This is a genomic window from Nocardia carnea (genome assembly GCF_029868325.1).
GTDB lineage: Bacteria > Actinomycetota > Actinomycetes > Mycobacteriales > Mycobacteriaceae > Nocardia > Nocardia carnea_C.
Map to the genome: position 1 here is coordinate 21,824 of NZ_JARWNW010000046.1, position 23,321 is coordinate 45,144.

The 23,321-nt window shown below is 67.2% G+C and carries 22 protein-coding genes; 13 read left to right on the forward strand and 9 right to left on the reverse strand.

Features of this window, described 5'->3' with window-relative positions; translation table 11 throughout:
• Positions 1-89 precede the first annotated feature (89 nt).
• The gene (locus QH196_RS02255; RefSeq protein WP_280414067.1) at positions 90-2,162 is read left to right on the forward strand and encodes a prolyl oligopeptidase family serine peptidase; all 2,073 of its coding nucleotides are present in this window, start codon (positions 90-92) and stop codon (positions 2,160-2,162) included.
• Between the two features lie 5 nt (positions 2,163-2,167).
• Here QH196_RS02255 and QH196_RS02260 read toward each other — a convergent pair whose 3' ends face one another.
• Together QH196_RS02260 and QH196_RS02265 are read right to left on the reverse strand one after the other, a co-directional pair.
• Positions 2,168-3,028 (reverse strand): alpha/beta hydrolase family protein, encoded by an 861-nt coding sequence (locus QH196_RS02260; RefSeq protein ID WP_280414068.1) that lies wholly within the window; start codon positions 3,026-3,028, stop codon positions 2,168-2,170.
• 41 nt (positions 3,029-3,069) lie between these two features.
• A complete protein-coding gene (locus QH196_RS02265) occupies positions 3,070-3,702 on the reverse strand; it encodes a TetR/AcrR family transcriptional regulator (protein WP_280414069.1) in 633 nt (210 codons plus the stop codon).
• Positions 3,703-3,947: 245 nt separating this feature from the next.
• Between QH196_RS02265 and QH196_RS02270 the strand changes: the two genes are divergently transcribed.
• A complete protein-coding gene (locus tag QH196_RS02270) occupies positions 3,948-4,634 on the forward strand; it encodes a ZIP family metal transporter (protein ID WP_280414070.1) in 687 nt (228 codons plus the stop codon).
• A 79-nt stretch (positions 4,635-4,713) separates the two neighbouring features.
• Here the strand turns inward: QH196_RS02270 and QH196_RS02275 are convergent, their stop codons facing one another.
• Together QH196_RS02275 and QH196_RS02280 are read right to left on the reverse strand one after the other, a co-directional pair.
• A complete protein-coding gene (locus QH196_RS02275) occupies positions 4,714-5,835 on the reverse strand; it encodes an NADP-dependent oxidoreductase (RefSeq protein ID WP_280414071.1) in 1,122 nt (373 codons plus the stop codon).
• 273 nt (positions 5,836-6,108) lie between these two features.
• A complete protein-coding gene (locus QH196_RS02280; RefSeq protein ID WP_280414072.1) occupies positions 6,109-7,209 on the reverse strand; it encodes an AraC family transcriptional regulator in 1,101 nt (366 codons plus the stop codon).
• Positions 7,210-7,330: 121 nt separating this feature from the next.
• Between QH196_RS02280 and lpdA the strand changes: the two genes are divergently transcribed.
• The gene (gene lpdA, locus QH196_RS02285) at positions 7,331-8,734 is read left to right on the forward strand and encodes a dihydrolipoyl dehydrogenase (protein WP_280414073.1); all 1,404 of its coding nucleotides are present in this window, start codon (positions 7,331-7,333) and stop codon (positions 8,732-8,734) included.
• Positions 8,735-9,194: 460 nt separating this feature from the next.
• On the opposite strand, the gene QH196_RS02290 is transcribed toward lpdA, so the two are convergent.
• The 4 genes from QH196_RS02290 to QH196_RS02305 form a co-directional block, all read right to left on the reverse strand.
• Entirely contained in the window at positions 9,195-9,740 is a 546-nt protein-coding gene (locus QH196_RS02290; protein WP_280414074.1) for a carboxymuconolactone decarboxylase family protein, read from the reverse strand.
• An 89-nt stretch (positions 9,741-9,829) separates the two neighbouring features.
• A complete protein-coding gene (locus QH196_RS02295; RefSeq protein WP_280414075.1) occupies positions 9,830-10,543 on the reverse strand; it encodes a polysaccharide deacetylase family protein in 714 nt (237 codons plus the stop codon).
• 359 nt (positions 10,544-10,902) lie between these two features.
• The gene (locus QH196_RS02300) at positions 10,903-11,301 is read right to left on the reverse strand and encodes an ArsR/SmtB family transcription factor (RefSeq protein ID WP_280414076.1); all 399 of its coding nucleotides are present in this window, start codon (positions 11,299-11,301) and stop codon (positions 10,903-10,905) included.
• Positions 11,301-11,957: an SRPBCC family protein gene (locus tag QH196_RS02305; protein ID WP_280414077.1), complete on the reverse strand. Its 657-nt coding sequence runs from the start codon at positions 11,955-11,957 to the stop codon at positions 11,301-11,303. The genes QH196_RS02300 and QH196_RS02305 overlap by 1 nt, the downstream gene beginning before the upstream one ends.
• A 349-nt stretch (positions 11,958-12,306) precedes the next feature.
• Between QH196_RS02305 and QH196_RS02310 the strand changes: the two genes are divergently transcribed.
• Positions 12,307-13,578, forward strand: coding sequence for a helix-turn-helix domain-containing protein (locus QH196_RS02310; RefSeq protein WP_280414078.1), 1,272 nt, complete (start codon positions 12,307-12,309; stop codon positions 13,576-13,578).
• A 125-nt stretch (positions 13,579-13,703) separates the two neighbouring features.
• On the opposite strand, the gene QH196_RS02315 is transcribed toward QH196_RS02310, so the two are convergent.
• Entirely contained in the window at positions 13,704-14,558 is an 855-nt protein-coding gene (locus QH196_RS02315) for a patatin-like phospholipase family protein (RefSeq protein WP_280414079.1), read from the reverse strand.
• A 172-nt stretch (positions 14,559-14,730) separates the two neighbouring features.
• On the opposite strand from QH196_RS02315, the gene QH196_RS02320 reads away from it, so the two are divergent.
• The 9 genes from QH196_RS02320 to ramB all read left to right on the forward strand — a co-directional run bounded on the left by QH196_RS02320 (position 14,731) and on the right by ramB (position 23,070).
• Positions 14,731-15,111: a VOC family protein gene (locus QH196_RS02320; protein WP_195058478.1), complete on the forward strand. Its 381-nt coding sequence runs from the start codon at positions 14,731-14,733 to the stop codon at positions 15,109-15,111.
• A gap of 160 nt (positions 15,112-15,271) precedes the next feature.
• Positions 15,272-16,138, forward strand: coding sequence for a nuclease-related domain-containing protein (locus tag QH196_RS02325; protein ID WP_280414080.1), 867 nt, complete (start codon positions 15,272-15,274; stop codon positions 16,136-16,138).
• A 158-nt stretch (positions 16,139-16,296) separates the two neighbouring features.
• Complete coding sequence (locus QH196_RS02330; RefSeq protein ID WP_280414081.1) at positions 16,297-18,123, forward strand: acyl-CoA dehydrogenase; 1,827 nt, start codon at positions 16,297-16,299, stop codon at positions 18,121-18,123.
• Positions 18,124-18,206: 83 nt separating this feature from the next.
• A complete protein-coding gene (locus tag QH196_RS02335) occupies positions 18,207-19,472 on the forward strand; it encodes a multidrug effflux MFS transporter (protein WP_280414082.1) in 1,266 nt (421 codons plus the stop codon).
• A gap of 1 nt (position 19,473) precedes the next feature.
• Positions 19,474-20,688 (forward strand): inorganic phosphate transporter, encoded by a 1,215-nt coding sequence (locus QH196_RS02340; RefSeq protein ID WP_280414083.1) that lies wholly within the window; start codon positions 19,474-19,476, stop codon positions 20,686-20,688.
• Position 20,689: 1 nt separating this feature from the next.
• Positions 20,690-20,971: a hypothetical protein gene (locus tag QH196_RS02345; protein ID WP_280414084.1), complete on the forward strand. Its 282-nt coding sequence runs from the start codon at positions 20,690-20,692 to the stop codon at positions 20,969-20,971.
• The gene (locus QH196_RS02350; protein ID WP_280414085.1) at positions 20,971-21,312 is read left to right on the forward strand and encodes a DUF3349 domain-containing protein; all 342 of its coding nucleotides are present in this window, start codon (positions 20,971-20,973) and stop codon (positions 21,310-21,312) included. The genes QH196_RS02345 and QH196_RS02350 overlap by 1 nt, the downstream gene beginning before the upstream one ends.
• 8 nt (positions 21,313-21,320) lie before the next feature.
• Complete coding sequence (locus QH196_RS02355; protein ID WP_348538039.1) at positions 21,321-21,590, forward strand: DUF3349 domain-containing protein; 270 nt, start codon at positions 21,321-21,323, stop codon at positions 21,588-21,590.
• 73 nt (positions 21,591-21,663) lie between these two features.
• Positions 21,664-23,070 (forward strand): acetate metabolism transcriptional regulator RamB, encoded by a 1,407-nt coding sequence (ramB, locus tag QH196_RS02360; protein WP_280414086.1) that lies wholly within the window; start codon positions 21,664-21,666, stop codon positions 23,068-23,070.
• Positions 23,071-23,321 lie beyond the last annotated feature (251 nt).

Sequence of the window (23,321 nt, forward strand, 5' to 3'; positions counted from 1 at the left end):
GAGCGAACTGGACGTCAGCCCGGTCGTGCGCCGGGGTCGGGCGCCGACCGGCAGCGCACACTCCTGCCCTGCTGGGCCAGAATGGTCGGATGAGCGATGCACCGGACAGCGCAGCCGACCCCTATCTGTGGCTCGAAGAGGTCACCGGCGAGCGGTCGCTGGATTTCGCCCGGGCGAACAACGAAGTGGTGATGCAGCGGTTCGCCGCGGATGACCGCTTCGACCTGTTGCAGCGGCGGATCCTGGACATGCTCGATACCGATGCCAAAATTCCGTTTCCGGGCCGGCGCGGGGAATGGTTGTACAACTTCTGGCGTGATGCGCAGCATCCGCGGGGGTTGTGGCGACGGACCACTTTCGCCGAGTACCGGAAAACCGAGCCGGAGTGGGATGTCCTCATCGATCTCGATGCGGTCGCCGCGGCCGAGGACGAGAACTGGGTGTGGGGCGGGGCCGGGGTGTTGCGGCCGGAGCAATCCCGCGCCCTGATAAGTCTTTCCCGCGGCGGGGCCGATGCCAAGGTCGTGCGCGAATTCGATCTCGGGACACGGGAATTCATCGCGCCCGAGGACGGCGGATTCTTCCTGCCCGAGGCGAAATCCCGGCTGAGCTGGATCGATATCGACACCGTGTATGTGGGCACGGATTTCGGGCCCGGCTCGCTCACCGATTCCGGCTATCCCCGGATCGCGAAACGCTGGCGCCGCGGTACTGCGCTCGAAACCGCGGAAACGGTATTCGAGGGCGCAGCCGGCGACGTCGCGATCAGCGCCGGTTACGATCGCACTCCCGGTTACGAGCGCCACTATGTCGGGCAGGCGACCGATTTCTACAACGAGGACGTGTACCTGCTGCAGGCCGACGGTTCCCGGGTCCGCCTCGAAACCCCGTCCGACGCGGACGAATCCTGGTACAAGGAGTGGCTGCTGGTGCGGTTGAAATCGCCGTGGGAGACCGGTGGCCGCAGGTACGCCGCCGGTTCACTGATCGTGACGAATTTCGACCGTTTCCTTTCCGGTGAACGCGATTTCGAGGTGCTGTTCGAACCCGATGCGCATACCGCGCTACACGGTTACGGCTGGACCGAGAACCATCTGCTGCTGGTGACCTTGGAAGATGTGCAGACCAAACTGTATGTCTTCACTCCGGGCGACGACGGTTGGCGTAGTGAGCCTCTCGCCGACACCCCGGCCATGGCGACCACGAGCGTCATGAATCTCGACCCGCTCGAAGGCGGCGACGATTTCATGCTGATGACCAGCGGTTTCACCACACCGACAACGCTGCTGTCGGGTGTGGTGGGCGCACCGGCGACCGAGCTGAAACAGGCGCCCGCCTTCTTCGACGCGACCGGGATCGATACCGAACAGTTCTTCGCACGCTCCGACGACGGCACCATGATCCCGTACTTCGTGATCCGGCATCGCGATAATCGCGGCCGGCCGGCCCCGACGGTGATGTCCGGCTACGGCGGATTCGAGGTTTCCCGCACCCCCGGATACAGTGGGGCATCAGGTATGGGCTGGCTGGAACAGGGCGGCACCTGGGTGATGACCAATATCCGCGGTGGCGGCGAATACGGGCCCGAATGGCATACCTCGGTGCAGAAAGCGAACCGGCACAAGGTCTACGAGGATTTCTCGTCGATCGCGCGGGATCTGGTGGAGCGGGGTATCACCACCGCACCGCAATTGGGCGCGGTGGGTGGCAGTAACGGCGGTTTGCTGATGGGTGTGATGCTCACCCGGTATCCGGAATTGTTCGGTGCCCTCGTCTGCCAGGTTCCGCTACTCGATATGCGCCGGTATCACCTGTTGCTGGCCGGGGCGTCATGGGTTGCGGAATACGGTGACCCCGATATACCGGAGGAATGGGAGTACATCAGCCGCTATTCGCCGTATCAGAAGGTGATGGAAAACGGTGCGGGCGCGACGTATCCGCCGATTCTGCTCACCACCTCCACCCGTGACGACCGGGTGCATCCCGGTCATGCACGGAAAATGGCGGCGCTACTCGAGGAGCAGGGGCATCGCGTCTGGTATCACGAGAACATCGAGGGTGGGCACGGCGGTGCCGCGGACAACAAGCAATCGGCGTTCCAGGCGGCGCTGATCTACGAATTCTTCACCCAGATGCTGATCGAGGGCCGTACCTCGAAATAGCCGCCTCAGCGGTCGTGCAGCCATTTCTCGATGCTGTCCACGACCGGGGCGGGGTCGGAGATCCAGCCGTTGTGGCCGAGCTTCCGGGGTTCGTGGCGGCTGGTCTTGTCGGCGGCGGGGAGCTTTTCCAGCAGATGGCGGGCCGAGGCCGGCGGCGTCAGTTCGTCGCCGGCGAGGGTGATCGACAGTACCGGGAGTTTCAGCCGGGAGATGCGTTCCTCGTAGTCGATATCGGCACCGGCCGGGGTGAACCGGCCGGTGCGGGCCAGCCGCGCCCAATCCGAGATCAGCACCTTGGATTGGCGGCCGAACCCGTTCGGGCCGAGTTTGTCGCCGGGCCAGACGCCGGCGAGGTTCGCGGTGAGCGAGACAGCGGCGGTGCCGAGCAGCAATCCCGGGCCCAGGATGCCGCGGAATCCGCGGTAGTACGGAGTGCCGGAGGCGACGAGGATCAGCCCGCCGAGCCGTCCCCGGACCCGCGCCGCGTACAGCACCGAGAGATGCCCGCCCATACTGTGGCCCAGCAGGTACGGGGTGCTGTCCGGGAACCGGGTGCGCACCGCTTCGAAGATCGCCGGGAAATCGACCGCGGCCAGTTCGTGGTAACCGTAGGAACTGGTAGCGCTCGGTTTCGGTGTGCTGGCACCGTTGCCGCGGAGTTCGCCGACCGCCACATCCACCCCGCGGCGGGCGAGTTCCCGGGCGAAGTACAGGTAGTACTCCCCGGGCACGCCGAGCCCGGGGATCAGCACGATCACGGGGCGCGGCCGATCGAGGGTGATCGGATGGCGGTGCGGCCCGGTGGCGGGGATCAGCCGCACCGGGACGGCGCTACCGTCCGGCATCTGGATGGCAACGGTTTCCACGGCGTCAACGCTAATGGACGCGTGCGGTCGTGGGCGGCGCGTCAGGCCCGGATGGCGCCGATGATGATGCGGCTCAGCACCCGGATGACCTCGTCGAGCGGACGCTGGGGTTCGTTTCCGCTCCATTCCTCGATCACGTAGTTCACGGCGCCGATGATGGCGAGCATGCGCAGGTCGTAGTCGCCGGTCGGGATCTCGCCGTGCAGGGCGGCGTCCTCGGCGGCGCCGGCGAGGACGGCACTCCAGGCGCGGCGCGAGTCGGTGCGTATCTTCTCGACCTTGGTGCCCGCGCCGACCACCTCGACCAGGACAACCCGGGCCCGCCGCATATCGGACCCGATGGACTGCACGTACGCGCGGACGGCCGCATCGATCCGCTTGATCGCGCTCTGCTCGGCGCTGTGGTCCAGCGATGCCAGCACTGCCGACCGGGATTCGCGGTCGATGAGGGTGAAGAGTTCGAGAAGTAAGGATTCGCGGCCGGTGAACTCCTCGTAGAACTGACGCGAGGACAGCCCCGCATCTTTGCAAATCGCACCGACCGAGCTATTGGCGTACCCGTCGCGGGCAAAAACCGTCAGGCCGGATTCGAGAAAACGTGCGCGTCGCTCGCGTTGCCGATCTTCTACGGGCTGGCCGGCATACCTTCGTCCCGAATTCGCTTCCTGTGACATCGCGCAGAACAATACCGAAAAGCCCGATCCCCTCGTCATCGATCGGGCCTTTCGCAGCGCACCGGCAGGCGGCCGCGGGTTTGCCGAAAGTTGGCTGCTCGCAGGCGTGGTCGCCGGTAAATCCGCCAAACCGGACATTACCGGGTCGAGGGCCGGATGCCTTATTTTAGAGGGAAATAATAGAATAATTCTCGGTAGCCGCGTGGAGTCGAGGTAATTACCGGGAAACACATAGTGTCAACCCTATGGGAACCGCACTCCTGTACGGACTCGGTACGGCAATTCCATTGGTGATCGGTGCGGCGATCGGGCTGCGCACCACATTGCCCAAACCATTGCTCGCTTCGTTGATGGCCTTCGGTGCGGGCACCATGATCGCCGCGGTCTCCAACGAATTGTTCGAACCCGCCTTCCTCCAGGCCGGCGCCGTCACCGCCGGTGCCGCACTTTTCCTGGGGGCCGCCGTCTACGTGGTGGCCAACCGATTCCTCGAACGGAAGGGCGGCGGCGCGGCCGTCGGCTGGGCCCTCATGCTCGGAACCGTCCTCGACGGTGTTCCGGAGAACACGGCACTCGGGGTCACGCTCGGATCGGGTGGCGGATTGGCGCTGCTGGTGGCCATCGCGGTCGGCAACGTGCCCGAGGCGATCGGCGGATCCGCGCTGCTGCGCCGGGAACGCGATGTCTCCACCCGCAAGGCGTTCGGTCTGTGGGTTTCGACGGGAGTGGCATTGGTCGCGGTCACCGTGGCCGGACATATGCTCGCCGAACAACTCGGTGCGACCCCGATCAGCGCCATCCAGGCCTTCGCCGGTGGCGCCACGGTCGCCGTCCTCGCCGATTCCCTCATGCCGGAGGCCTATCGCGAGGGCGGCTGGTGGGTCGGTATCGCGACCGCAGCGGGCTTTCTGGTCGCTTTCCTCCTGGGCTGAAACCCCGGCACGGTCGGTCTCGACGGTTTCAGACCGGTACCCCCGGGTGCGCGCTACCCGGCGGTACCGGTGTCCCGGCTCACCGGCGCGGACTGCGGGAATTCCCGGACACGCTGCTGCCGCGCTGATCGAGACGGACCAGCATCTTGCCCGAATTGGCGCCGGTGAGGACCCCCAGGAACGCGGCCGGAGCTTGTTCGAGCCCGTCATAGATTGTTTCCCTGGTCCGCAGGGTTCCGTCGGCCAGCCAGGCGGCCGCCTTGGCGATGTACTCCCCGAAGAGCGGAAAGTAGCTGTTCACCAGCATGCCCCGCAGAGCGATCTCCTTGGTGGCGGCGAGGTACAGATCCGGGCCCTGCTCGGCCGAACCGCCGTTGTAGCCGCTGATGGCGCCGACGAGCGCGATGCGGCCGCGAGGGCGCATGGCAGCCACTGCCGCCTGCAGATGATTACCCCCGACACTGTCGAGGTAGACATCGATGCCATCCGGTGCGACGGCCGCCAACTGACCGGGCAGATCGCCCGCGCGGTAGTCGATCGCGGCATCGAAACCGAACTCTGTGGTCAGCAGTTCGGTCTTGGCCGCGCCGCCCGCGGAACCGATCACCCGGCCGGCGCCGAGTACGCGCGCGATCTGCCCGGCGACGCTACCGACGGCACCGGCCGCCGCCGAGATGAAAACAGTGTCACCCGGTTCTACCGGCGCCACATCGGTGAGCGCGGCGTAGGCGGTGAGTCCTGTGGTGCCGAGGGCACCGAGGAAATGGTGTGGTGCGGCGAGCGCCGGATCGATCGGCGTGGCCTGCGCGGCGTCGAGCACCGCGTGTTCGCGCCAGCCGGCGAAATGGGTCACGCTCGTGCCGACCGGTATATCGGTGGAGCGAGAGGCGATCACCTCGCCGGTCGCCGAGCCTTCCAGCGCCTGCCCGAGTTGGAACGGTAGGATGTAGGAGGGTTTATCGTCCATCCGGCCGCGCATATACGGGTCCACCGACATCCAAGTGTTACGGACCAGGATCTGGCCCTCCGCGAGTTCTGGTATCGAGGTCGTGACCAGGTCGAAGTCGGCCGCTGTCGGTGCCGCCGCCGGCCTTGCGGCCAAATGGATTTCGCGTGTGGTGGTGGGAATCGCCGGATGTGCATGCTCGTCGGGCGCCGCGGTGAACTCGCGGATGGGCCGGTTCTGTGTATCTGTCTGCATGATTCTGCCTGTTCTCGTATCGCGGACTGCCCGTCCGGATACGAACAACGCTATGGCGGTATCTTCCCGCGACCCAGGTCCGCGCATACCACTTTCCGGTCCTTACGTGACAACTCGAATTCCTGTGCTCTGCGGGGGGCTGTACCTGCGTCGCATCCGCGGGCGGGCGCGACGATCGCGCTGTGCGTCCGAGCCCGGGCGCATACACCGGCGCCGCGAACCGTTGCGTCTTCGACTGCTGTGAAGGCCCCTCGTTGCCGTACTCGGGGACGATCAGCGATTCCGCAGCGCGCTCGGAGACGATCCGCTCCAGCGGTGGAAGGCTTTGCGCAGGGCGCGATCATCGGTGAAGCCGAGCCGCGCGGCCACCGTCGCTGTTGTCGATCCGGCGGATAGCAGTTCTTCGGCGCGCCGGTAGCGGAGCAGGTCGAGCTCGCGGCGCCAGGTGGTGTCGTGCTCGGCGAGGCGTCGTTGCAGGCTGCGTGGGCTCATCGCCAATCGGGCGGCGACAGTGCTCAGGGTGGGATCGCCGGTGTCGATCGCGGCGGCGAGTGCGGTGCGGAATTCCTCCAGCGGCCCGGGGATGGGGCGTGCCGAGGCGAGAACCAGGTCGGCGTGGCTGCGCAGTAGTTCGGCGAGTGCGGGATCGGCCCGCTGCAGCGGGGCCTCGGCGTCGGCGCCGGCGAAGGTAATGGTGTCGGCAGGCGCGTCGAAGTCGATCCGGTGGGTGCCGAAAGCCCGAATCAGGGCGCGATATTCGCGCGGGGCGGGGTGACCGAAGGTGACCTGGACCGGAACGACCGGCCGGCCGAGTGCCTCCCGGGCCCGTCGCAGATAGTAGGCCAGGACGTACTCGTTGATGACCGACGAAACCGCCGGATCGCCCGCGGTGGTGCGATAGCCGATGGTCAGTTCGTCGTCGTGGTACAGATCGAATTCCTCGGCGGCGGCGGTGACCAACCGGTGGTACGGCTGCGCTGCGGCCAGGGAATCGGCCAGCGTCGAACCGGTGGTCACGAGATAATCCCAGGTGCTGAGGCTGCCCAGGGGAGCATCCGCGGCAACGGCCAGTCCGGCGCCCGGACCGGTGTGCGCGAGCAACTGCCACAGTTCCACCAGCGACCGCATCGGGACCCGGTCGAGCTCACCGCGCAGTTCGCGATCGTGCACGCCGTGGATCGTGCTCACCCGGTCGAGGGCTGCTCCCGACCGCAGGGCGGCATTGCGGACGAGCCGGACCAGCTGGGTCGAGGCGGTTCCCGCGAGTGGGTCCAGGGCCGTCGGCGCAGGAGCGGCAGCGATCGCCGCGGCCCGTTGCGGCCGGCCCGCGTGGAGCGCATCGGTCGAGCCGGAGGCGGGAGGTCGAGCGGTCACCACAGATATCAACGTAGCCCCGCAGCGGTGGACCGCCGGCTTCCCGGTGCCGGTGATCCGGTTCACCGGCGGGCACGGGTGGGGTGGGCTCGGCCACGGGGAGAGAGTTAGGCTCGACACCGTGACTTCCCACTACGATGTCGTCGTTCTCGGTGCTGGTCCCGGCGGTTACGTCGCCGCGATCCGCGCCGCTCAACTCGGCCTGCGAACAGCGATCGTCGAGCAGAAATACTGGGGTGGCGTATGCCTGAACGTGGGCTGCATCCCGTCCAAGGCGCTGCTGCGCAATGCGGAGCTGGCTCATATCTTCACCAAGGAGGCGAAAACCTTCGGTATCACCGGGGAGGCGTCGTTCGATTTCGGGGCGGCGTTCGACCGGAGCCGTAAGGTCGCGGACGGCCGGGTCAAGGGCGTCCATTTCCTGATGAAGAAGAACAAGATCACCGAATACGACGGTAAGGGGTCGTTCACCGATCCCAACACCATCGCGGTGGAACTCAGCAAGGGCGGTACGGAGTCGATCACCTTCGACAATGTCATCATCGCCACCGGCACCGAGACCAAACTGCTGCCGGGTACCTCGCTGAGCCGCAATGTCGTCACCTACGAGGAGCAGATCCTCACCCGCGATCTGCCCGGTTCGATCCTGATCGTCGGCGCCGGCGCCATCGGGATGGAGTTCGGCTACGTCCTGCGCAACTACGGCGTGGATGTGCGGATCGTGGAATTCCTGGACCGCGCGCTGCCCAACGAGGACGCCGATGTGTCCAAGGAGATCACCAAGGCGTACAAGAAGCTGGGGATCACCATCAGCACCGGTGCCGCCGTGCAGTCGATCGACGACGACGGTTCGAAGGTCACCGTGGCGATCAAGGACAACAAGTCCGGCCAGGTCGAGACGGTCACGGTCGACAAGGTGCTGCAGGCCGTCGGGTTCGCCCCCCGCGTGCAGGGCTATGGGCTGGAGAACACCGGGGTCGCGCTCACCGAGCGTGGCGCCATCGCCATCGACGACACTATGCGCACCAATGTGGGGCATATCTACGCCATCGGCGATGTCACCGCGAAACTGCAGCTCGCGCATGTCGCGGAAGCCCAAGGTGTGGTCGCGGCCGAGACCATCGGCGGCGCGGAAACCCTCACCCTGGGCGATTACCGGATGATGCCGCGCGCCACCTTCTGCCAGCCGCAGGTCGCCAGCTTCGGGCTCACCGAACAGCAGGCGCGCGACGAGGGCTACGACGTGAAGGTCGCGACGTTCCCGTTCACCGCCAACGGCAAGGCGCACGGCCTCGGCGATGCCACCGGTTTCGTCAAGCTGATTTCGGACAACACCTACGGCGAGCTGATCGGCGGCCATTTGATCGGCCCGGATGTCTCCGAACTGCTGCCGGAGCTCACCCTGGCCCAGAAGTGGGACCTCACGGTGAACGAACTGGCGCGCAACGTGCATACGCATCCGACGCTGAGCGAGGCGTTGCAGGAGGCGATCCACGGCCTGGCCGGCCACATGATCAACTTCTGATCGTATTCCCGGCCGATTCGGTCCCGTAAGACCCGGCGCGGAGCCCCCGCGCCGGGTCTTCTGCGTTCCGGCGCCCGAACCGATCAGCTCGCCCACCGGTGGAAGCCCAGTTCGGGTTCCGATTCGATTGCGGGCACGAGGTACCAGTGCGTGCCCGCAGCTCCGTGGTCGGCAAGTGGGGAAAGCCCGGTAGCGAGCGTGAGGTGGACAGCGGACCCGGCCGGGGTTGGTCAACAGAAAGCCGGCTCGGCAGTCCGCCGTGTTCAACCAGCCTCTATTCGCCGTTCCGGCTCGGTGGGGGCGTGTCGTGCATGTCAGCGCGGGAACTGCGCGCACGACACACACGCGGACCTGATCGGTGCGGACGGCCGGATGCGAACAGGTGGTGTATGCGTGGGGGCGCGTCTGACCGGGAGGATTGCGGGGGACCGGTCGCGTTCCAGGCGGCGAGCGGCGGCGTTCAGAAATCGTCGCGGCGGATTCGGAGGGTCCCGATGGTGGCGGCTAGGCCCTCGTACTGGTTGACCAGGAGCACGATTTCGATCAGTCGTTTGTCGTCGTAGTAGGTGGCCAGGTGGTTCCAGGTGGAGTCATCGATATCGCGGGTCTGCACCAGTTGGTCTACGGCGGTCAGGAGGGCTCGGTGTTTATCGGTCCAGCCGTCGGCGCCCGGGCCCTGGCGGATACGGTCCAGGATTTCCGGGGTGACTCCGGCGCGGCGGCCGAGACGAATGTGGTGGTCGGTTTCGTAGGCGCAGTCGCGTAGGTGGGCGACGCGCAGGATCACCAGTTCGCTGTCGTGGCGGCGCAAACGGCCGGCGGGCATCAGCATTCCGGAGAAATGCAGCCAGCCGCGGAACAGGCGGCCGGTGCGGCCGAGGGTGCTGAACAGTTGTGCGTCCGATGTGCCCGAGGCCCGGGACAGTACCTGCCAGGCGGCCCAGTTGATCGGTCCCAGCTCGCGCAGGCGGCCGGGGGCGATCCGGGGTGGCGACGCCGAAACCATCAATCTGCCCCTCTCGGTGGAAGTCGTTATCTGCCGCGGCCGGATTCCGGCAGCGTGCGGTTGCCTGCGAACCTACCTGTCCCGGACGGTCACGGCCTGCCGGAACCGGCGCCGATCAGCTCCGAGACCGTGACGAACCGGTAGCCGTCGGCCCGCAGCTTCTCGACGATCGGGCCGATCGCCGCCCGCGACGCGGCACCGCTGCCGAACATGGTGTGCAGCAGGATTATCGATCCGGGCCGAACCCGGTCGAGGGTCGCGGCCACGATCGCGTCGGCGGAGCTGTTCCCGGCTTCCGGTTCCACATCCCAGGTGACCGTGGTGCGGTCGTGGTCGGACAGGTATTTCGGCAGCGTCCACAATTTCTTGCCGTACGGCGGACGGAACGTGATGTCGCCCTGATAACCCGTCTTGCGGATCTCGGTATCGGTGCGTTCCACCTCGTCGGCGACCGTTCCGGACGAGACCAGCACCATGCGGCGGTGGTTGTAGGTGTGGTTGCCGATCTCGTGGCCGGCGTCGGCGATCGCCCGGCCCAGTTCGGGGCGGGCGGCCAGATCGCGGCCGTTGAGATAGAAGGTCGCGGGGATATCGGCGCCGGCGAGCAGATCGAGTACTTCACCGGCGTATTCGCTGGGGCCGTCGTCCAGGGTCAGCGCGACCACTTTCTCGTCCGTCTCCACCCGGTCCACCAACCGTCCGGCCAGCTGGTAGGTGCGGGAATTCATCAGGAAATACCCGCCCGCGAGCACCACCAGTACCGTCACCAGACCGAGTGCCGCCCAGACCATCCACCGTCGCATCCAAGCTGTATACCAGCAGTGTTGCGGGCGAACCACTCGGAAAACCGGCATCCCCGGGTGGTCGTGCACCCGCCGGGCCGGCGCGCGATCCATGGGCCACTACCGCACGACCGGTGTGCCCCGAACTCCCGCGCACCGGATTCGAGCGGGTGTGTCCGGCACGAGTCGCCGGCCGAACCAACCCCTGAACACGCCCCCTCGCCGGCGCCGGCTGACGTACACCGTGGCCGCTGAACAGCCGGCAACCCGGACAAAGGCCCGTCAGCTGCTATGGCCGGTGCAGAAGAAACCCATTCGGCAGGTCCGGTTACCGGCCGCCGCGTCACCGGGTGCGCGCCAGGCCGGGCCGGACCGGTGGCTCAAGCCGACCGGGTATCGCGGTCTGGCCGGCCGGTCCCGGGGTGCTGCCGGCGCTCGCGTTTACCACGCGCGACCTCGGTGGCGAGCGCGTCGAGCGGCTGTGCGAACGGCGCCATCGGATCGAGCAGGGCGGCCAGCCACTCCCGGGCCGCGGCGATACCGTCCGGGTCCAGCGTGTAGAGCCGCTGGGTTCCCGCCGGTCGTACCCGCAGTAGCCCGGCCTCGCGGAGCACTTTGAGATGCTGTGAGACGGCGGGCTGGGATATCGGCGTATGCGCCCGGACCCCGGCCACGAGCGCACCGGCCGGTTGTTCACCGGCGGCTACCAGAGCCAGGATGGTGCGCCGGACCGGGTCGGCGAGTGCCTCGAATACGGCGGTCGGAACAGGTGTCGACATCAGGACTGTTGATCTTGCTCCGGCACGGTGGTGTAGAACGCCAGTGTCGCCTCGCCGGCCGGCCGGGCGAGGGCGGGGTCGTCGCCGTCGGCTATCGCCGCTTCGGCCCAGGCGGTGGCCGCGGTGCGCACGAACGTTTTGCCCTCGGGAGTGGTCGGGAACTCCAGGGCGGCATCCTGGTCGACGCCCGCGCCGGTGTCCAGGTGCAGGCCCAGGCCCATGAGGCCCAGATCCCAGCCCACGCCCACCGCTCCGGGGCCGAATTGTGTCCACATATCCGGATCCACCGGTGCTTCGTGCAGCAATTCCAAAGTGGTTCCCTCGGCTGCCGGATCGAGCCGGATTTCCAGCCAGGAGATCATCGGGCCCATTTCCCAGGTGACGGCGAACCGTTTCGGCGGCTCACATTCTTCGATGGTGCCGCCGGCATTTCCTTCGAGCTGATACCTGCCGCCGACGGACAGGTCCCCGCTGATGGGCAGGAACCAGCGCGGTATCCGGCCGATATCGGTGAGCGCATCCCAGAGATCGTCCGGGCCCGTGCCGTAGGTGCGCCGGGCGACGGCGATCCTGGTCGGCGTACCGCGGCGTTCGCCGGTGCGGACTTCCCGGGTCACGAGTCCGGCGACGGTAACGGGATCGATGAGCAAGGCCACGTTGTCCTCCTTTGATAAGTTGCTACTTATATTACTCGTGTGGGTTCGAGCGCGCTACCGCCACCTCGTCCCGTGTCCGGTCGAGGCCACTGCGCCGATCGGTCGCGTGATGCCCCCGATCACGGTCGATGCGGAACGGGACGCTTCGCGTGCTCGAATTTCTCCGTAATCCCGGGCGGCTGTACGGAAAAAGCGCATTGCTGTGGGGTCGGCCCGGAAAATCCGCATTCCCCACCGTCCCGATGCGGTAAATCCGCATCGCCGATCGGTACCCGGCCGTGGCGATGGCCCTACTATCGGCGCAGGGCCGGAGAGCGCATCCGGTCGCAGCGAAAGGCGCATCCCACTGATGAGTGATCACGAATCCGGGATCGGGCGCAGGATTGCTTATTACCGGGCCCGAAAAGGATTGTCCCAACGTGATTTCGCGCCGCTGATCAAACGGTCCGAGGCGTGGGTGTCACAGGTGGAACGCGGGGTGCGGCCCGTCAAAGCGCTCGATGTGCTGCAGCGGATCGCCGACGTCCTGGATATGCCGGTGGCGGAGCTGGCGCCGGGCGCACCCACTGCCGGGGTGGAACCGATTCCGGCGCATACCCGGGCCCTGCGCCTGCTGCTGGTCACCGACCATGCGCTCGCAGCGGCGGTGGCGCAGCCGCAGGCGCGGCCCGATCTCGACCGGCTGGCCGAACAGGTCGACAAGGTCTGGACTTGCGCACGCCGGGCGCGCTACGCCGAACTGCATACGCTGCTCGAAGGCCTGCTGCCGCAACTCGAAACTGCCACCGCGACTATGGTTCCCGGACGGGCCGATGAACTCCTGGCCGAAACCTGCCAGGTGTGGGCAGTCGCATTGGCCGAATTGCAGCAGTTCGACGCCGCCTGGGCTGCCGCCGAACGCGCGATGCGAGTGGCGCAGCGTCGCGCTGACCCGGTACTCATGGCGGCCTGTGCATTCCGGCGCACCATTGTTTTCCAGCGCGGGCAGCGTCTCGACCTCGCCCGGCGGACAGCCGATAGTGCGCGGGCCGCGCTGGAAGCCCTGCTGAACCAACCGGCATCGCAAGCGCTGGTCGTCTACGGCGCGTTGACATTGCAGTCCGCGCTGATCGCCGCCCGGCTGCAGGATGCCGAGCGCGTTCGCGAGTTGCTGGACAGCGCCCACAAGGCGGCCGGCGCCGTCGGCGCCGACCGGGAGGAGTACCGGATCGACTTCGGCCCGGCCGCCGTTGCGCTGCACGAGGTCGCCGCCGCGGTGGAACTCGGTGATGCGGGGACCGCGATCCGGCTGGCCGCCCAGATCGATACGGATTGCCTTCCGGATTTCCCACGCGCCCGGTTGCTGGTCGATATTGCCCGGGCGTGGGCGCAGCGGCGGCGGCCGGACCGTGCGCTGGCCCTGCTCCTCGACGCGGAGGCGCTCGCCCCGGAGTATCTCGCGCGGCAGCGGTCGGTGCGGTCGACGATTGTGGACCTGCTCAGCATGGATCACCGCACCCCCGGACTCGGCGAGTTCGCGCGGCGTATCGGTGTGGAGGTACCGCCCGTGCAGCCGCCGGAAGGTGGTCGGGAGAGCGCTCGTACCGCAATGCGGGCGGCTCGCGGCCCGCGGACGCTTTGAGGCGTATCCGGCAACTTCGACGGCACGGCCGCCGACGGTGATGTGGATCCGGGGCGGATCGATCGGACGCCGGGGGCCGGGTGTGCGGAATTCGGGGCGGACGTGATTCGCATGCCGTACCGGGCTCAGGCACCCGGCCAGAAGTCGCGCAGCTCCGTGGCGGCCGCGGCCGCTTGGCGTAGCCCGGATTCGTAGGACGGGACCAGTGCGGCCGCGCCGAACAGGTCGGGTCCGAAGGCGGCGACCGCGGTTTCGTCCGGTGCGATCGTGACCTCGCGGGCGGCACCGAGGTCGCGATCGGCCCGGGTCCTGGGATAAAGGTGCGCCAGTGGTTCGAGGATCACCACCGCGTCGTAACCGGCGGCGAGGTCGGCGTTGATGGTGGAGCGCACCCCACCATCGATGTAATGGCGTCCGGCGATCTCGATCGGCGGAAAAACCCCGGGGACAGCGGTGCTGGCGGCCAGCGCCTGCACGAGCGTGGCGGCATCGTCGCGGGTCCAGGCGGTGAGCGCGCCCGACCCGATATCGATGGAGGTGACCAGCAGATCGTGGTCGGGCCATTCGGCGAAATCCACCAGTGCGCCGATCCGCTTCAGGTGTTCGGCGGGATCGCCGGTATCCGCGCCCAGCGCCAGTTCGCCCACGCGCTGCAGGGCGAGGTCGCGGTCCTGGTCGACGGTGCGGAGCAGGGTGGTGATCTCGAGCAGTACCCCGTAGTCGTGCGCGGGCGCCGCGGCGGGTGGTTCGGCCGCGTCGGGGCGCGGGGTGAGCAGGCTGGAGAGGTCCGTGCCGGCGGCGATGGCCGAGCCCACGACCGCTCCGGCCGAGGTCCCGATGATGCGATCGGCACGCGCCAAATCTATTCCGGCCGCCCGTAATCCATGGGTGAGGCCGGCCAGCCAGGTTATTCCGACAGGACCACCACCTCCCAATACCAGGGCGATGGTGGTTTCTCGGTGCGATACGGCGTCGGGCATGGCAGCAGGTTAGCCAAGAGTCGAACCGCACGCTCGGTGCGGCGGCCCGCGGAAACGCGGCACGCCCGGCCACCGGTCCTGTGCGGCAGATCACGGTGTAACGCGCGGGACCGTAAGGTAGAAGTAACTACGTACGATGTACGTAGTTTTCCGATGCACTCATGGAGGCCGCATGCGCACAACCGGAACCGCCATTTCACTCAACGTCGCCGATCCGGCCGCCTCGGCGGGTTTCGTCTCGGCGCATTTCGGCTTCACCGAGCAGATGTCGGCCGACGGATTCGTGTCCCTGACCCATCCCGATGCCGGTGTGAACCTCATCTACCTGCGCACCGGGCTGTCGACGTTCAAACCTGCCCGTATCGCCGGAGCCGCAGGCGACGGTCTGCTCGTGGTGTTCGTAGTGGCCGATATCGATACCGAGTACGCGCGGCTACAGGCGGCGGGCGCACCGATCGTCACGCCGATCGAGACCGAGGAATGGGGTGAACGCTATTTCCAGACCACGGATCCGAACGGCATCGTCTACCAACTGGTGCAGTGGGTCGACTGAACGGCGACCGGCCGGGTATCCCGGAATATCGGCCGTTGATTACTGATTCACCCGAGCCGTAGCCCATAGGAGTGGTACGAAAGGGGCTGGTGGGTGAAGATCGACAGCGGGGGGCAGTGGTGGTACCGGGAGCAACGGCACGCAGCAGAGGTGGAACACGATGCTGGTGAAGGTCGACGATCGTGCGGAACTTTCCGCTGCCGAGCGGGAATTCGTGGATTGCCTGCGGCAACTGCCGTCGACCGGGCTGGCGATCGTCGACCTCAGAGTGGGGACCCAGCGCGGCACCCGGCAGATCGGTGCGGTGGTCTGGACTCCACAGGGCATCCTCGTGGTGGAGGTGATCGGCTTCCGCAGCAAACAGAGCGGAATGCTGGCCGTCTCCACCGAACGACCCTGGCGGGTGGGCGATATCGCCGCAGATCTGGAATTGGAACTCGGGGCCGATCCGGTGCGCCGCATCGAGAGTGCCCTGCGGGAGGTGCAGTTCACGTTCGAACGTGCCTCCTACGACCCCGGCCACCTGTGCGGTGCGGTGGTGCTGATCCCGCAGCGGGGTGCGGTGTTGCGTCCGGCGCGCGAGACGTTGCGGCCGGGTCTCGATGTGGTGGTGGGCAACACCGTCGAGCCCACCGAGCTGCGGATCTTCCTGGAGAATTTCGCTCCCGGTCCGCCGCGCTGGACGCTCGGCCGGGTCTGCGCGGCGACCCGGGCCCTCACCGGTTGGGCGCCCGACCGCGGTGAATTGATCGCCGCCGGGTTCGAGGACAAACTGCCGGAGCCGCCGAAGCGGCCGCGCACCAGGCAGCTGCGGCGCCCGGATTCGCGGCGGGCCCACGATCTGATCGGCTGGGCGGTCTTGGGGGTCGCGGTGTTCGGCATGCTCATCGTGCTGGCCGCGATCGCCGGGTCCCTGATCACCGATGGCCCCGCCGCCGAACCCGCGGCGCCCAGTAGCAGTGCCGACCCGACGGTGCCGCCGCCGACCGGTCCGGCGGAGTGCTGGCCGCTGCAGAAGGATTGCTGAGCAGGCCGGAAATGTCCGGTCCGGCGTGGCTACCGGATGGTAAGGCTACGGTTGCGTAGCCGTTGCGCGGTCCGGCAGGCTGCGGTTTGTACGATGTCCAAACGCCTGTAACCAAGCGGTCCGCCCGGCCGCCAGGGAATCGACCAGGAGGACCACCGGTGGGCCACTACCAGGCAAATCTGCGCGATATCGAATTCAACCTGTTCGAAGTATTCGAACTCGGCAAACTTCTCGATACCGGTGCGTACGGCGATCTCGATACCGATACCGCCCGCGCGATACTGGCCGAAGTGAAACGGCTGGCCGAGGGGCCGGTTGCCGAATCGTTCGCCGCCGCCGACCGGGAGCCGGTGGAATTCCGGCCGGAAACCCATTCCATCGAGGTCGGCGAACCGTTGACCAAGACGATCCTGGCCATCCGCGAAGCCGGTTGGAACCGGTTGGGTAAACCCGAGGAAATGGGTGGGATGCCCGCCCCCGCCGCGTTGATCTGGGCGGTCAGCGAGATGATCACGTGCGCCAACCCGGCCGCCATCTTCTTCGATATGGGCGCGGCCATGGCCCAGGTGCTGTACGGGATCGGCAACGAACAGCAGAAGCATTGGGCGGCAGCCGGTTTCGAACGGCACTGGCAGGGCACGATGGTGCTCACCGAGCCGGATGCGGGCTCCGATGTCGGTGCGGGCCGGGCCAAGGCGATCGAACAGTCCGACGGCACCTGGCATATCGAGGGCGTGAAACGGTTCATCTCCGGTGCCGATGTGGGCGATACCGCGGAGAACGTCTTCCATCTCGTACTGGCTCGCCCCGAGGGCGCCGGACCCGGTACCAAGGGGCTGTCGCTGTTCTACGTGCCGAAGTACCTGTTCGACCCGCAAACCCTGGAATTGGGCGAGCGCAACGGCGTGTACGTCACCGGCGTCGAACACAAGATGGGCCTGAAATCCTCGCCGACCTGTGAGCTCACCTTCGGTGGTGACCGGCCGGCCGTCGGCTGGCTGGTCGGCGATACCCACAACGGGATCGCCCAGATGTTCAAGGTGATCGAGAACGCGCGCATGATGGTGGGCGTCAAATCGAGCGGCACCCTCTCGACCGGGTATCTGAACGCGCTGGAGTACGCCAAACAGCGTGTCCAGGGTGCGGATCTGACCCAGATGTCGGATAAGGCGGCGCCGCGGGTCGCCATCACCCGTCACCCGGATGTGCGGCGCAGCCTGGCTACCCAGAAGGCGTACGCGGAAGGTTTGCGCGCGGTGTATCTCTACACCGCCGTTCATCAGAACGCTGATGTCGCCGAACTGGTTTCAAGTATCGATGCCGATACCGCGCACCGGGTCGACGATTTCCTGCTGCCGATCGTGAAGGGGGTGGGTTCCGAGCGGGCCTACCAGTACCTCACCGAATCGCTGCAGACCCTGGGCGGATCCGGGTATCTGCAGGACTACCCGATCGAGCAGTACATCCGCGACGCCAAGATCGACTCGCTGTACGAGGGCACCACCGCCATCCAGGCGCAGGACTTCTTCTTCCGCAAGATCATCCGGGACAACGGGGTCGCGGCGGGGCATATCTTCACCGAGATCAACGCGTTCCTGGATGCGCCCGGCGGGCGGCTGACCGCCGAGCGCGACCTGTTGCGCACCGCGCTGGGCGATGTGCAGGGGATGGCCGCGGCGCTGAGCGGGTACGCGATGGCCGCCCAGACCGACCCGGCGGAGCTGTACAAGGTGGGCCTGGGTTCGGTGCGCTTCCTGCTCGCGGTGGGTGATCTGCTGATCGGCTGGCTGCTGCTGTGGCAGGCCGAGGTGGCCGCGGGCGCGCTCGCCGGTGCCGCCGAGGACCGTGACCGGCCGTTCTATACGGGCAAGGTCGGGGTGGCTAGCTTCTTCGCGAAGAACGTCCTGCCCACGCTGACCGCCACCAGGGCCGTTATCGAGAACCTCGATACCGACATCATGGCGCTACCGGAGGATGCTTTCTGAGCTCCGGGAGGTCCCGGCAGGCGCTTCGGCCCGCCAGGTAACTTATGTTTCCATAAGTAAGTATCTGGAGGAGGTGCGCCGAAATGCCGATCACAACCCGCCCCGGAGTATCCGGTCTGCTGCTGGTGGTGCTGGCCTTGTTGTCGGCGGCGGCGCCGTTCGCCGTCGACATGTACCTGCCGGCCTTCACCGATCTGGCCGACGATCTGGGCACCAGTGCCGCCAGTGTGCAGCTGACCCTGACCACGTTCCTGATCGGGCTGGCCGTCGGACAGCTGTTCATCGGGCCGCTGTCGGATCGGTACGGCCGGCGCACGCCGCTGATCCTCGCGACGGCGATCACCGTCGTCGTGACCGTGGTCTGCGCGCTCGCCCCGACCATCTGGCTGCTGATCGCGATGCGGTTCGTCCAGGGCGTGTCGGCCTCCGCGGGGCTGGTCATCGGTCGCGCGGTCGGCGCCGACCGGACCGAGGGTGCGGCCACCGCCAAACTGTTCACCCTGTTCTCGGCGATCGGTGGTATCGCGCCCGTGCTGGCGCCGCTGCTCGGCGGGGCGCTGGTGTCCTTCGGCTGGCAGGCCGAGTTCTGGGCCCTGAGCGTGATCTTCGCGCTGATGTTCCTGGGAGCCCTGCTGGTGGTCCCGGAATCGCTGCCACCGGAGAATCGGCAGACTGCCGGATTCGCCGGGACGCTGCGGACACTCGGCCGCCTGACGGCGGACCGCGGCTACCTCGGCTATATCTTCGCGTTCGGCTTCGGGTTCGCCGCGCTGATGTCCTATATTTCGGCTTCACCGTTCGTGGTCGAGAACGTCCTGGGTATGTCGAACCGGGCCTACACGCTCATCTTCGCGATCAACGCGGCCGGAATGGTCCTCGTCGGTACGGTGAGTTCGCGGCTGCTCGGCAGGTTCGGTCCGGAGCCCATTCTGCGCACCGGGCAGGCCGTGACCCTGGTCGGTGGGCTCACCTTGCTGGTGCTGCTGGCCGCCGGTGCTCCCGCCGTGGCGGTTCTGCCGGTGCTGTTCCTGACGGTGATCTCGGCCCCGATGGTCATGGGTACCGCCAGCGCGCTGGCGATCGGCCGCGCCCGGCATGTTGCCGGCAGCGCCTCTGCGCTGATGGGTGCGCTGCAGTTCGGTCTCGGTGCGCTGGTCTCGCCCCTCGTCGGACTCGGTGGTCCGGGCACCGGCATCCCGATGGCCGTATCGATCGTGGTCGCCGTCGTACTGGGTGTGCTCGCCCGGCTGGTGGCGCGTAACGCCGGTCCCGTGCCCGAACCCGAACACTTCGGCAACGACGCCGTACCGGTTTCCGGCGGGACGTCCCCCGGCGTGCACAATGCCTGATGTGACAGTAGAGCTGCTGATCCTGCTTGTCGTCATTGTCACCGCGCTGGCTTTCGACTTCACCAACGGATTCCACGACACCGCCAATGCGATGGCGACATCCATTGCCACCGGGGCGCTGCGCCCCAAGATCGCTGTGGCCTTGTCTGCGGTCCTCAATCTGGTGGGTGCCTTTCTTTCGGTGGCTGTGGCGGCGACGGTGGCCGAGGGGATCGTGCGCCTCGACGCGGTTTCCGGGCACGAGCTGCTCATCATCGTGTACGCCGGTTTGGTCGGCGGCATCCTGTGGAACCTGCTCACCTGGCTGTTCGGCCTGCCCTCCAGTTCTTCGCACGCGCTGTTCGGCGGTTTGATCGGCGCCACCCTGGCCTCGCTGGGCTGGACCGGGGTCGTCTGGGCCGAAGAGGGCGGCGGGGTGCTCTACAAGATCGTCTTGCCCGCCCTGCTCTCGCCGGTCATCGCGGGAATGGTGTCGGCCCTCGGTACCTGGTCGGTGTACCGGATCACCCGCGGCGCCGACCCCGGCAAGGTGACCACCGGTTTCCGGTGGGGCCAGATCGGCTCGGCGTCACTGGTCTCGCTGGCCCACGGCACCAACGACGCGCAGAAAACGATGGGCGTGATCTTCCTGGCGCTGGTCGCGCACGGTACGGTCACCGCCGATACGGAAATCCCGATCTGGGTGATAGCCGCCTGCGCGATCGCCATCGCCGCGGGAACCTACCTCGGTGGCTGGCGGATCATCCGCACTCTGGGCAAAGGCCTGGTCGAGATCGAATCACCGCAGGGATTCTCGGCCGAATCGGCCTCGGCGGCGATCATCCTGACCTCCGCGAATTTCGGGCTGCCGCTGTCGACCACCCAGACGACCACCGGTGCGATTCTCGGCACCGGAATCGGCCGCGGCGCCGAGGTGCGCTGGGGTGTGATGGGCCGGATGGCGGTGGCCTGGCTGCTCACCCTGCCGGCCGCCGGAATCGTGGGCGCGGTGTGCTGGGCGCTGGCACATTACATCGGCGGACTCGCCGGAGTCCTCATCGTCTTCGCACTGCTCGTGGGGCTGGCGGGCCTGATGTACCGGCGTTCGCTGCGAGACCGCGTCTCCAGTCACAATGTCAACGACCCGGCACCACCCTCGACGCCCCCGCCCGGCGCGGCACCGGCGCCGCCCGAATCGCGGGCCGCGTTCCGGGCCCCTGCCGGAGAGGAGGCATGAGATGTCCACTCTGCTGACCCAGCTGCGGGCACTGTTCGACGTCACACTGGCGGCGCTCGTCCTGGGTGCCGCCGTACCCATGCTGTTCGCCCTGGGGGTGCGCTGGTGGTCGGGCGTCGAGGTGACCGGTCCGGACGGGGCGGTCCGGCGTAACCCGGTCGCACTGGCCGGTGCCTGCCTCTGCCTGCTGATCGTGCTGACGGTGGTGGTCGCCGGGGTGCTGTTCGTCGCCAAGGGCTTCCTCTCCGATCGGCTCGGTATCCACCTGTTCGGGGAGTCCTGATGGCCACCGACGAGGTGCAGCCGCCGCGGCAGGGCCTGCTGTCGCGGATCGTGGGATGGTTACGGGCCGGATACCCGCAGGGTGTCCCGCAGACCGACTATGTCGCGCTGTTCGCGGTACTGCATCGTGACCTCACCGAATACGAGGTTCTCCTCGTGGCCGAGGAGGTGCTGCGCGAACGGGTGGAACGCCAGGAGATCACGCACGCCGATATCGAGGCGGCCGTGCAACGGGTGGCCAAGGAACAGGCCGGTCCCGAGGATATCGCGCGGGTGGCTTCGCATCTGGCTGCCGGCGGGTGGCCGCTGGCCGCACCGGCACCGGAGGACCGGCCGCAATGATGCCCCGGATGCTGCACGCTGTGATCGATTGGTTGCGGCGCGGGTATCCCGACGGGGTGCCAGAAGCGGATTACATTCCGCTGGTCGCGCTGCTGCGGCGGCGGCTCACCGACGACGAGGTCGAGCAGATCGCGGCCGAGGTGTTGAATTCCCCCGCCCACCGGCTGGACCGTATCGATATCCGCGTGATGATCACCAAGGTCACCGATGAGATGCCGTCCGATACCGATGCGCAGCGCGTGCTGTCCCGCCTGGATCCGCCCGACTGGCCGGAATGACCCCCGGCAACCCCCGCTCGCGAAGTTGCTAACCCGGCTATCGCAGCTTGCGAACATCTTCTAAACTGGACATATGGCCAAGACCTATGTCGGCGCCCGGCTCCGGCAACTGCGCACCGAACGCGGGCTGAGCCAGGTGGCACTGGCCCAGCAGCTGGAGATATCGGCGAGCTATCTGAACCAGATCGAACACGATGTCCGTCCGCTCACCGTGCCGGTACTGCTGCGGATCAGCGAGGTGTTCGGTGTCGAGGCGACCTTCTTCTCCCCGCAGGACGACACCCGGCTCATCGCCGAACTGCAGGAAGTCGTGATGGACCAGGAACTGGGTATCGAGGCCGACGCCCGGGAAATCGCGGAAATGGTCTCCGCCCATCCGAGCATGGCCCGCGCCCTGGTCAATATGCACAACCGCTACCGCAACACCAGCGCCCAGCTCGCCGCGGCCACCGAGGACCGGTTCGCCGACGGCTCGGGCAGCGCCACGATCAGTAAACCGCACGAAGAAGTTCGCGACTACTTCTATCAGCGGCAGAACTATATTCACGAGCTCGATACCGCCGCCGAGGAGCTGGCCAACCGGATCCGCTTCCACGGCGGTGACGCGCACAGCGAAATCCCCAAGGTGCTGCGCAGCCACGGCGTGCGGATCATGGAACGGATCGACCTCGGCGAAGGCGTCCTGCACCGATACGATACGGAAAACCAGATACTCGAAATCGCCCCGCATCTCTCGGGCGGGCAGCGCCTGTTCAAACTCGCCGCCGAACTGTCCTATTTCGAATGCGGCCCGCTGCTGGACAAACTCGTGGACGAAGGAAACTTCTCCGGCCCCGACGCGCGCCGCCTGGCGCTGCTGGGCCTCGCGAACTACTTCGCGGCCGCGACGGTACTGCCCTACACCTACTTCCACGAAGTCGCCGAGGACTTCCGCTACGACATAGAACGGCTCTCGGCGTTCTTCACCCAGAGCTACGAGACGATCTGCCACCGGCTGTCCACCCTGCAGCGACCGGAACTCCGCGGGGTGCCGTTCTCGTTCGTCCGGGTGGACCGCGCCGGCAATATGTCGAAACGGCAGTCCGCCACCGGATTCCACTTCTCCTCCAGCGGCGGCACCTGCCCCCTGTGGAACGTGTACGAGGCCTTCACCTACCCCGGCAAGATCATGACCCAGATCGCTCAGATGCCCGACGGCCGCAAATACCTGTGGGTGGCCCGCACCGTCGAACGCCGCGCCACCCGCTACGGACAGCCGAGCAAAACCTTCGCCATCGGCCTGGGCTGCGAAATCCGCCACGCCGCACGGGTGGTGTACGCGGACGGAATCGATACGCGCGAGGTCAACGCCACTCCGATCGGCGCCGGCTGCCGGGTATGCGACCGCGCCAACTGCCCGCAACGCGCCTTCCCACCGCTGGGCAAAACCCTCGACATCAGCGAACACCGCAGCTCGGTATCGCCCTACGTGCTGAAATAATTGCGCCGCCTTCGGCGGCGCGGGTTTCGGCCCCCTTGGTGCCCGCGGTGGGGCCCAGGCCCCACCCGGGGGGGCGCCGGCGGGGGGGGGGGGGGCCGCGGGGGGGGGTGGGTGGTGCCCCCGCGCGGCACCATGGGGGCCTAAACCCGCGCCGCCGAAGGCGGCGCAATTATTTCAGCACGTAGGGCGATACCGAGCTGCGGTGTTCGCTGATGTCGAGGGTTTTGCCCAGCGGTGGGAAGGCGCGTTGC

Excerpts from the sequence above, each read along its gene's own strand:
- QH196_RS02270 (WP_280414070.1), top strand. The coding sequence starts at position 3,948 with ATGGGAACCGCACTCCTGTACGGACTCGGTACGGCAATTCCATTGGTG.
- QH196_RS02295 (WP_280414075.1), bottom strand. The coding sequence starts at position 10,543 with ATGCGACGGTGGATGGTCTGGGCGGCACTCGGTCTGGTGACGGTACTG.
- QH196_RS02310 (WP_280414078.1), top strand. The coding sequence starts at position 12,307 with ATGAGTGATCACGAATCCGGGATCGGGCGCAGGATTGCTTATTACCGG.
- QH196_RS02300 (WP_280414076.1), bottom strand. The coding sequence starts at position 11,301 with ATGTCGACACCTGTTCCGACCGCCGTATTCGAGGCACTCGCCGACCCG.
- QH196_RS02290 (WP_280414074.1), bottom strand. The coding sequence starts at position 9,740 with ATGGTTTCGGCGTCGCCACCCCGGATCGCCCCCGGCCGCCTGCGCGAG.
- QH196_RS02350 (WP_280414085.1), top strand. The coding sequence starts at position 20,971 with ATGGCCACCGACGAGGTGCAGCCGCCGCGGCAGGGCCTGCTGTCGCGG.
- QH196_RS02345 (WP_280414084.1), top strand. The coding sequence starts at position 20,690 with ATGTCCACTCTGCTGACCCAGCTGCGGGCACTGTTCGACGTCACACTG.
- QH196_RS02325 (WP_280414080.1), top strand. The coding sequence starts at position 15,272 with ATGCTGGTGAAGGTCGACGATCGTGCGGAACTTTCCGCTGCCGAGCGG.
- QH196_RS02335 (WP_280414082.1), top strand. The coding sequence starts at position 18,207 with ATGCCGATCACAACCCGCCCCGGAGTATCCGGTCTGCTGCTGGTGGTG.
- QH196_RS02265 (WP_280414069.1), bottom strand. The coding sequence starts at position 3,702 with ATGTCACAGGAAGCGAATTCGGGACGAAGGTATGCCGGCCAGCCCGTA.
- ramB (WP_280414086.1), top strand. The coding sequence starts at position 21,664 with ATGGCCAAGACCTATGTCGGCGCCCGGCTCCGGCAACTGCGCACCGAA.
- QH196_RS02275 (WP_280414071.1), bottom strand. The coding sequence starts at position 5,835 with ATGCAGACAGATACACAGAACCGGCCCATCCGCGAGTTCACCGCGGCG.
- QH196_RS02255 (WP_280414067.1), top strand. The coding sequence starts at position 90 with ATGAGCGATGCACCGGACAGCGCAGCCGACCCCTATCTGTGGCTCGAA.
- QH196_RS02320 (WP_195058478.1), top strand. The coding sequence starts at position 14,731 with ATGCGCACAACCGGAACCGCCATTTCACTCAACGTCGCCGATCCGGCC.
- QH196_RS02315 (WP_280414079.1), bottom strand. The coding sequence starts at position 14,558 with ATGCCCGACGCCGTATCGCACCGAGAAACCACCATCGCCCTGGTATTG.
- QH196_RS02355 (WP_348538039.1), top strand. The coding sequence starts at position 21,321 with ATGCTGCACGCTGTGATCGATTGGTTGCGGCGCGGGTATCCCGACGGG.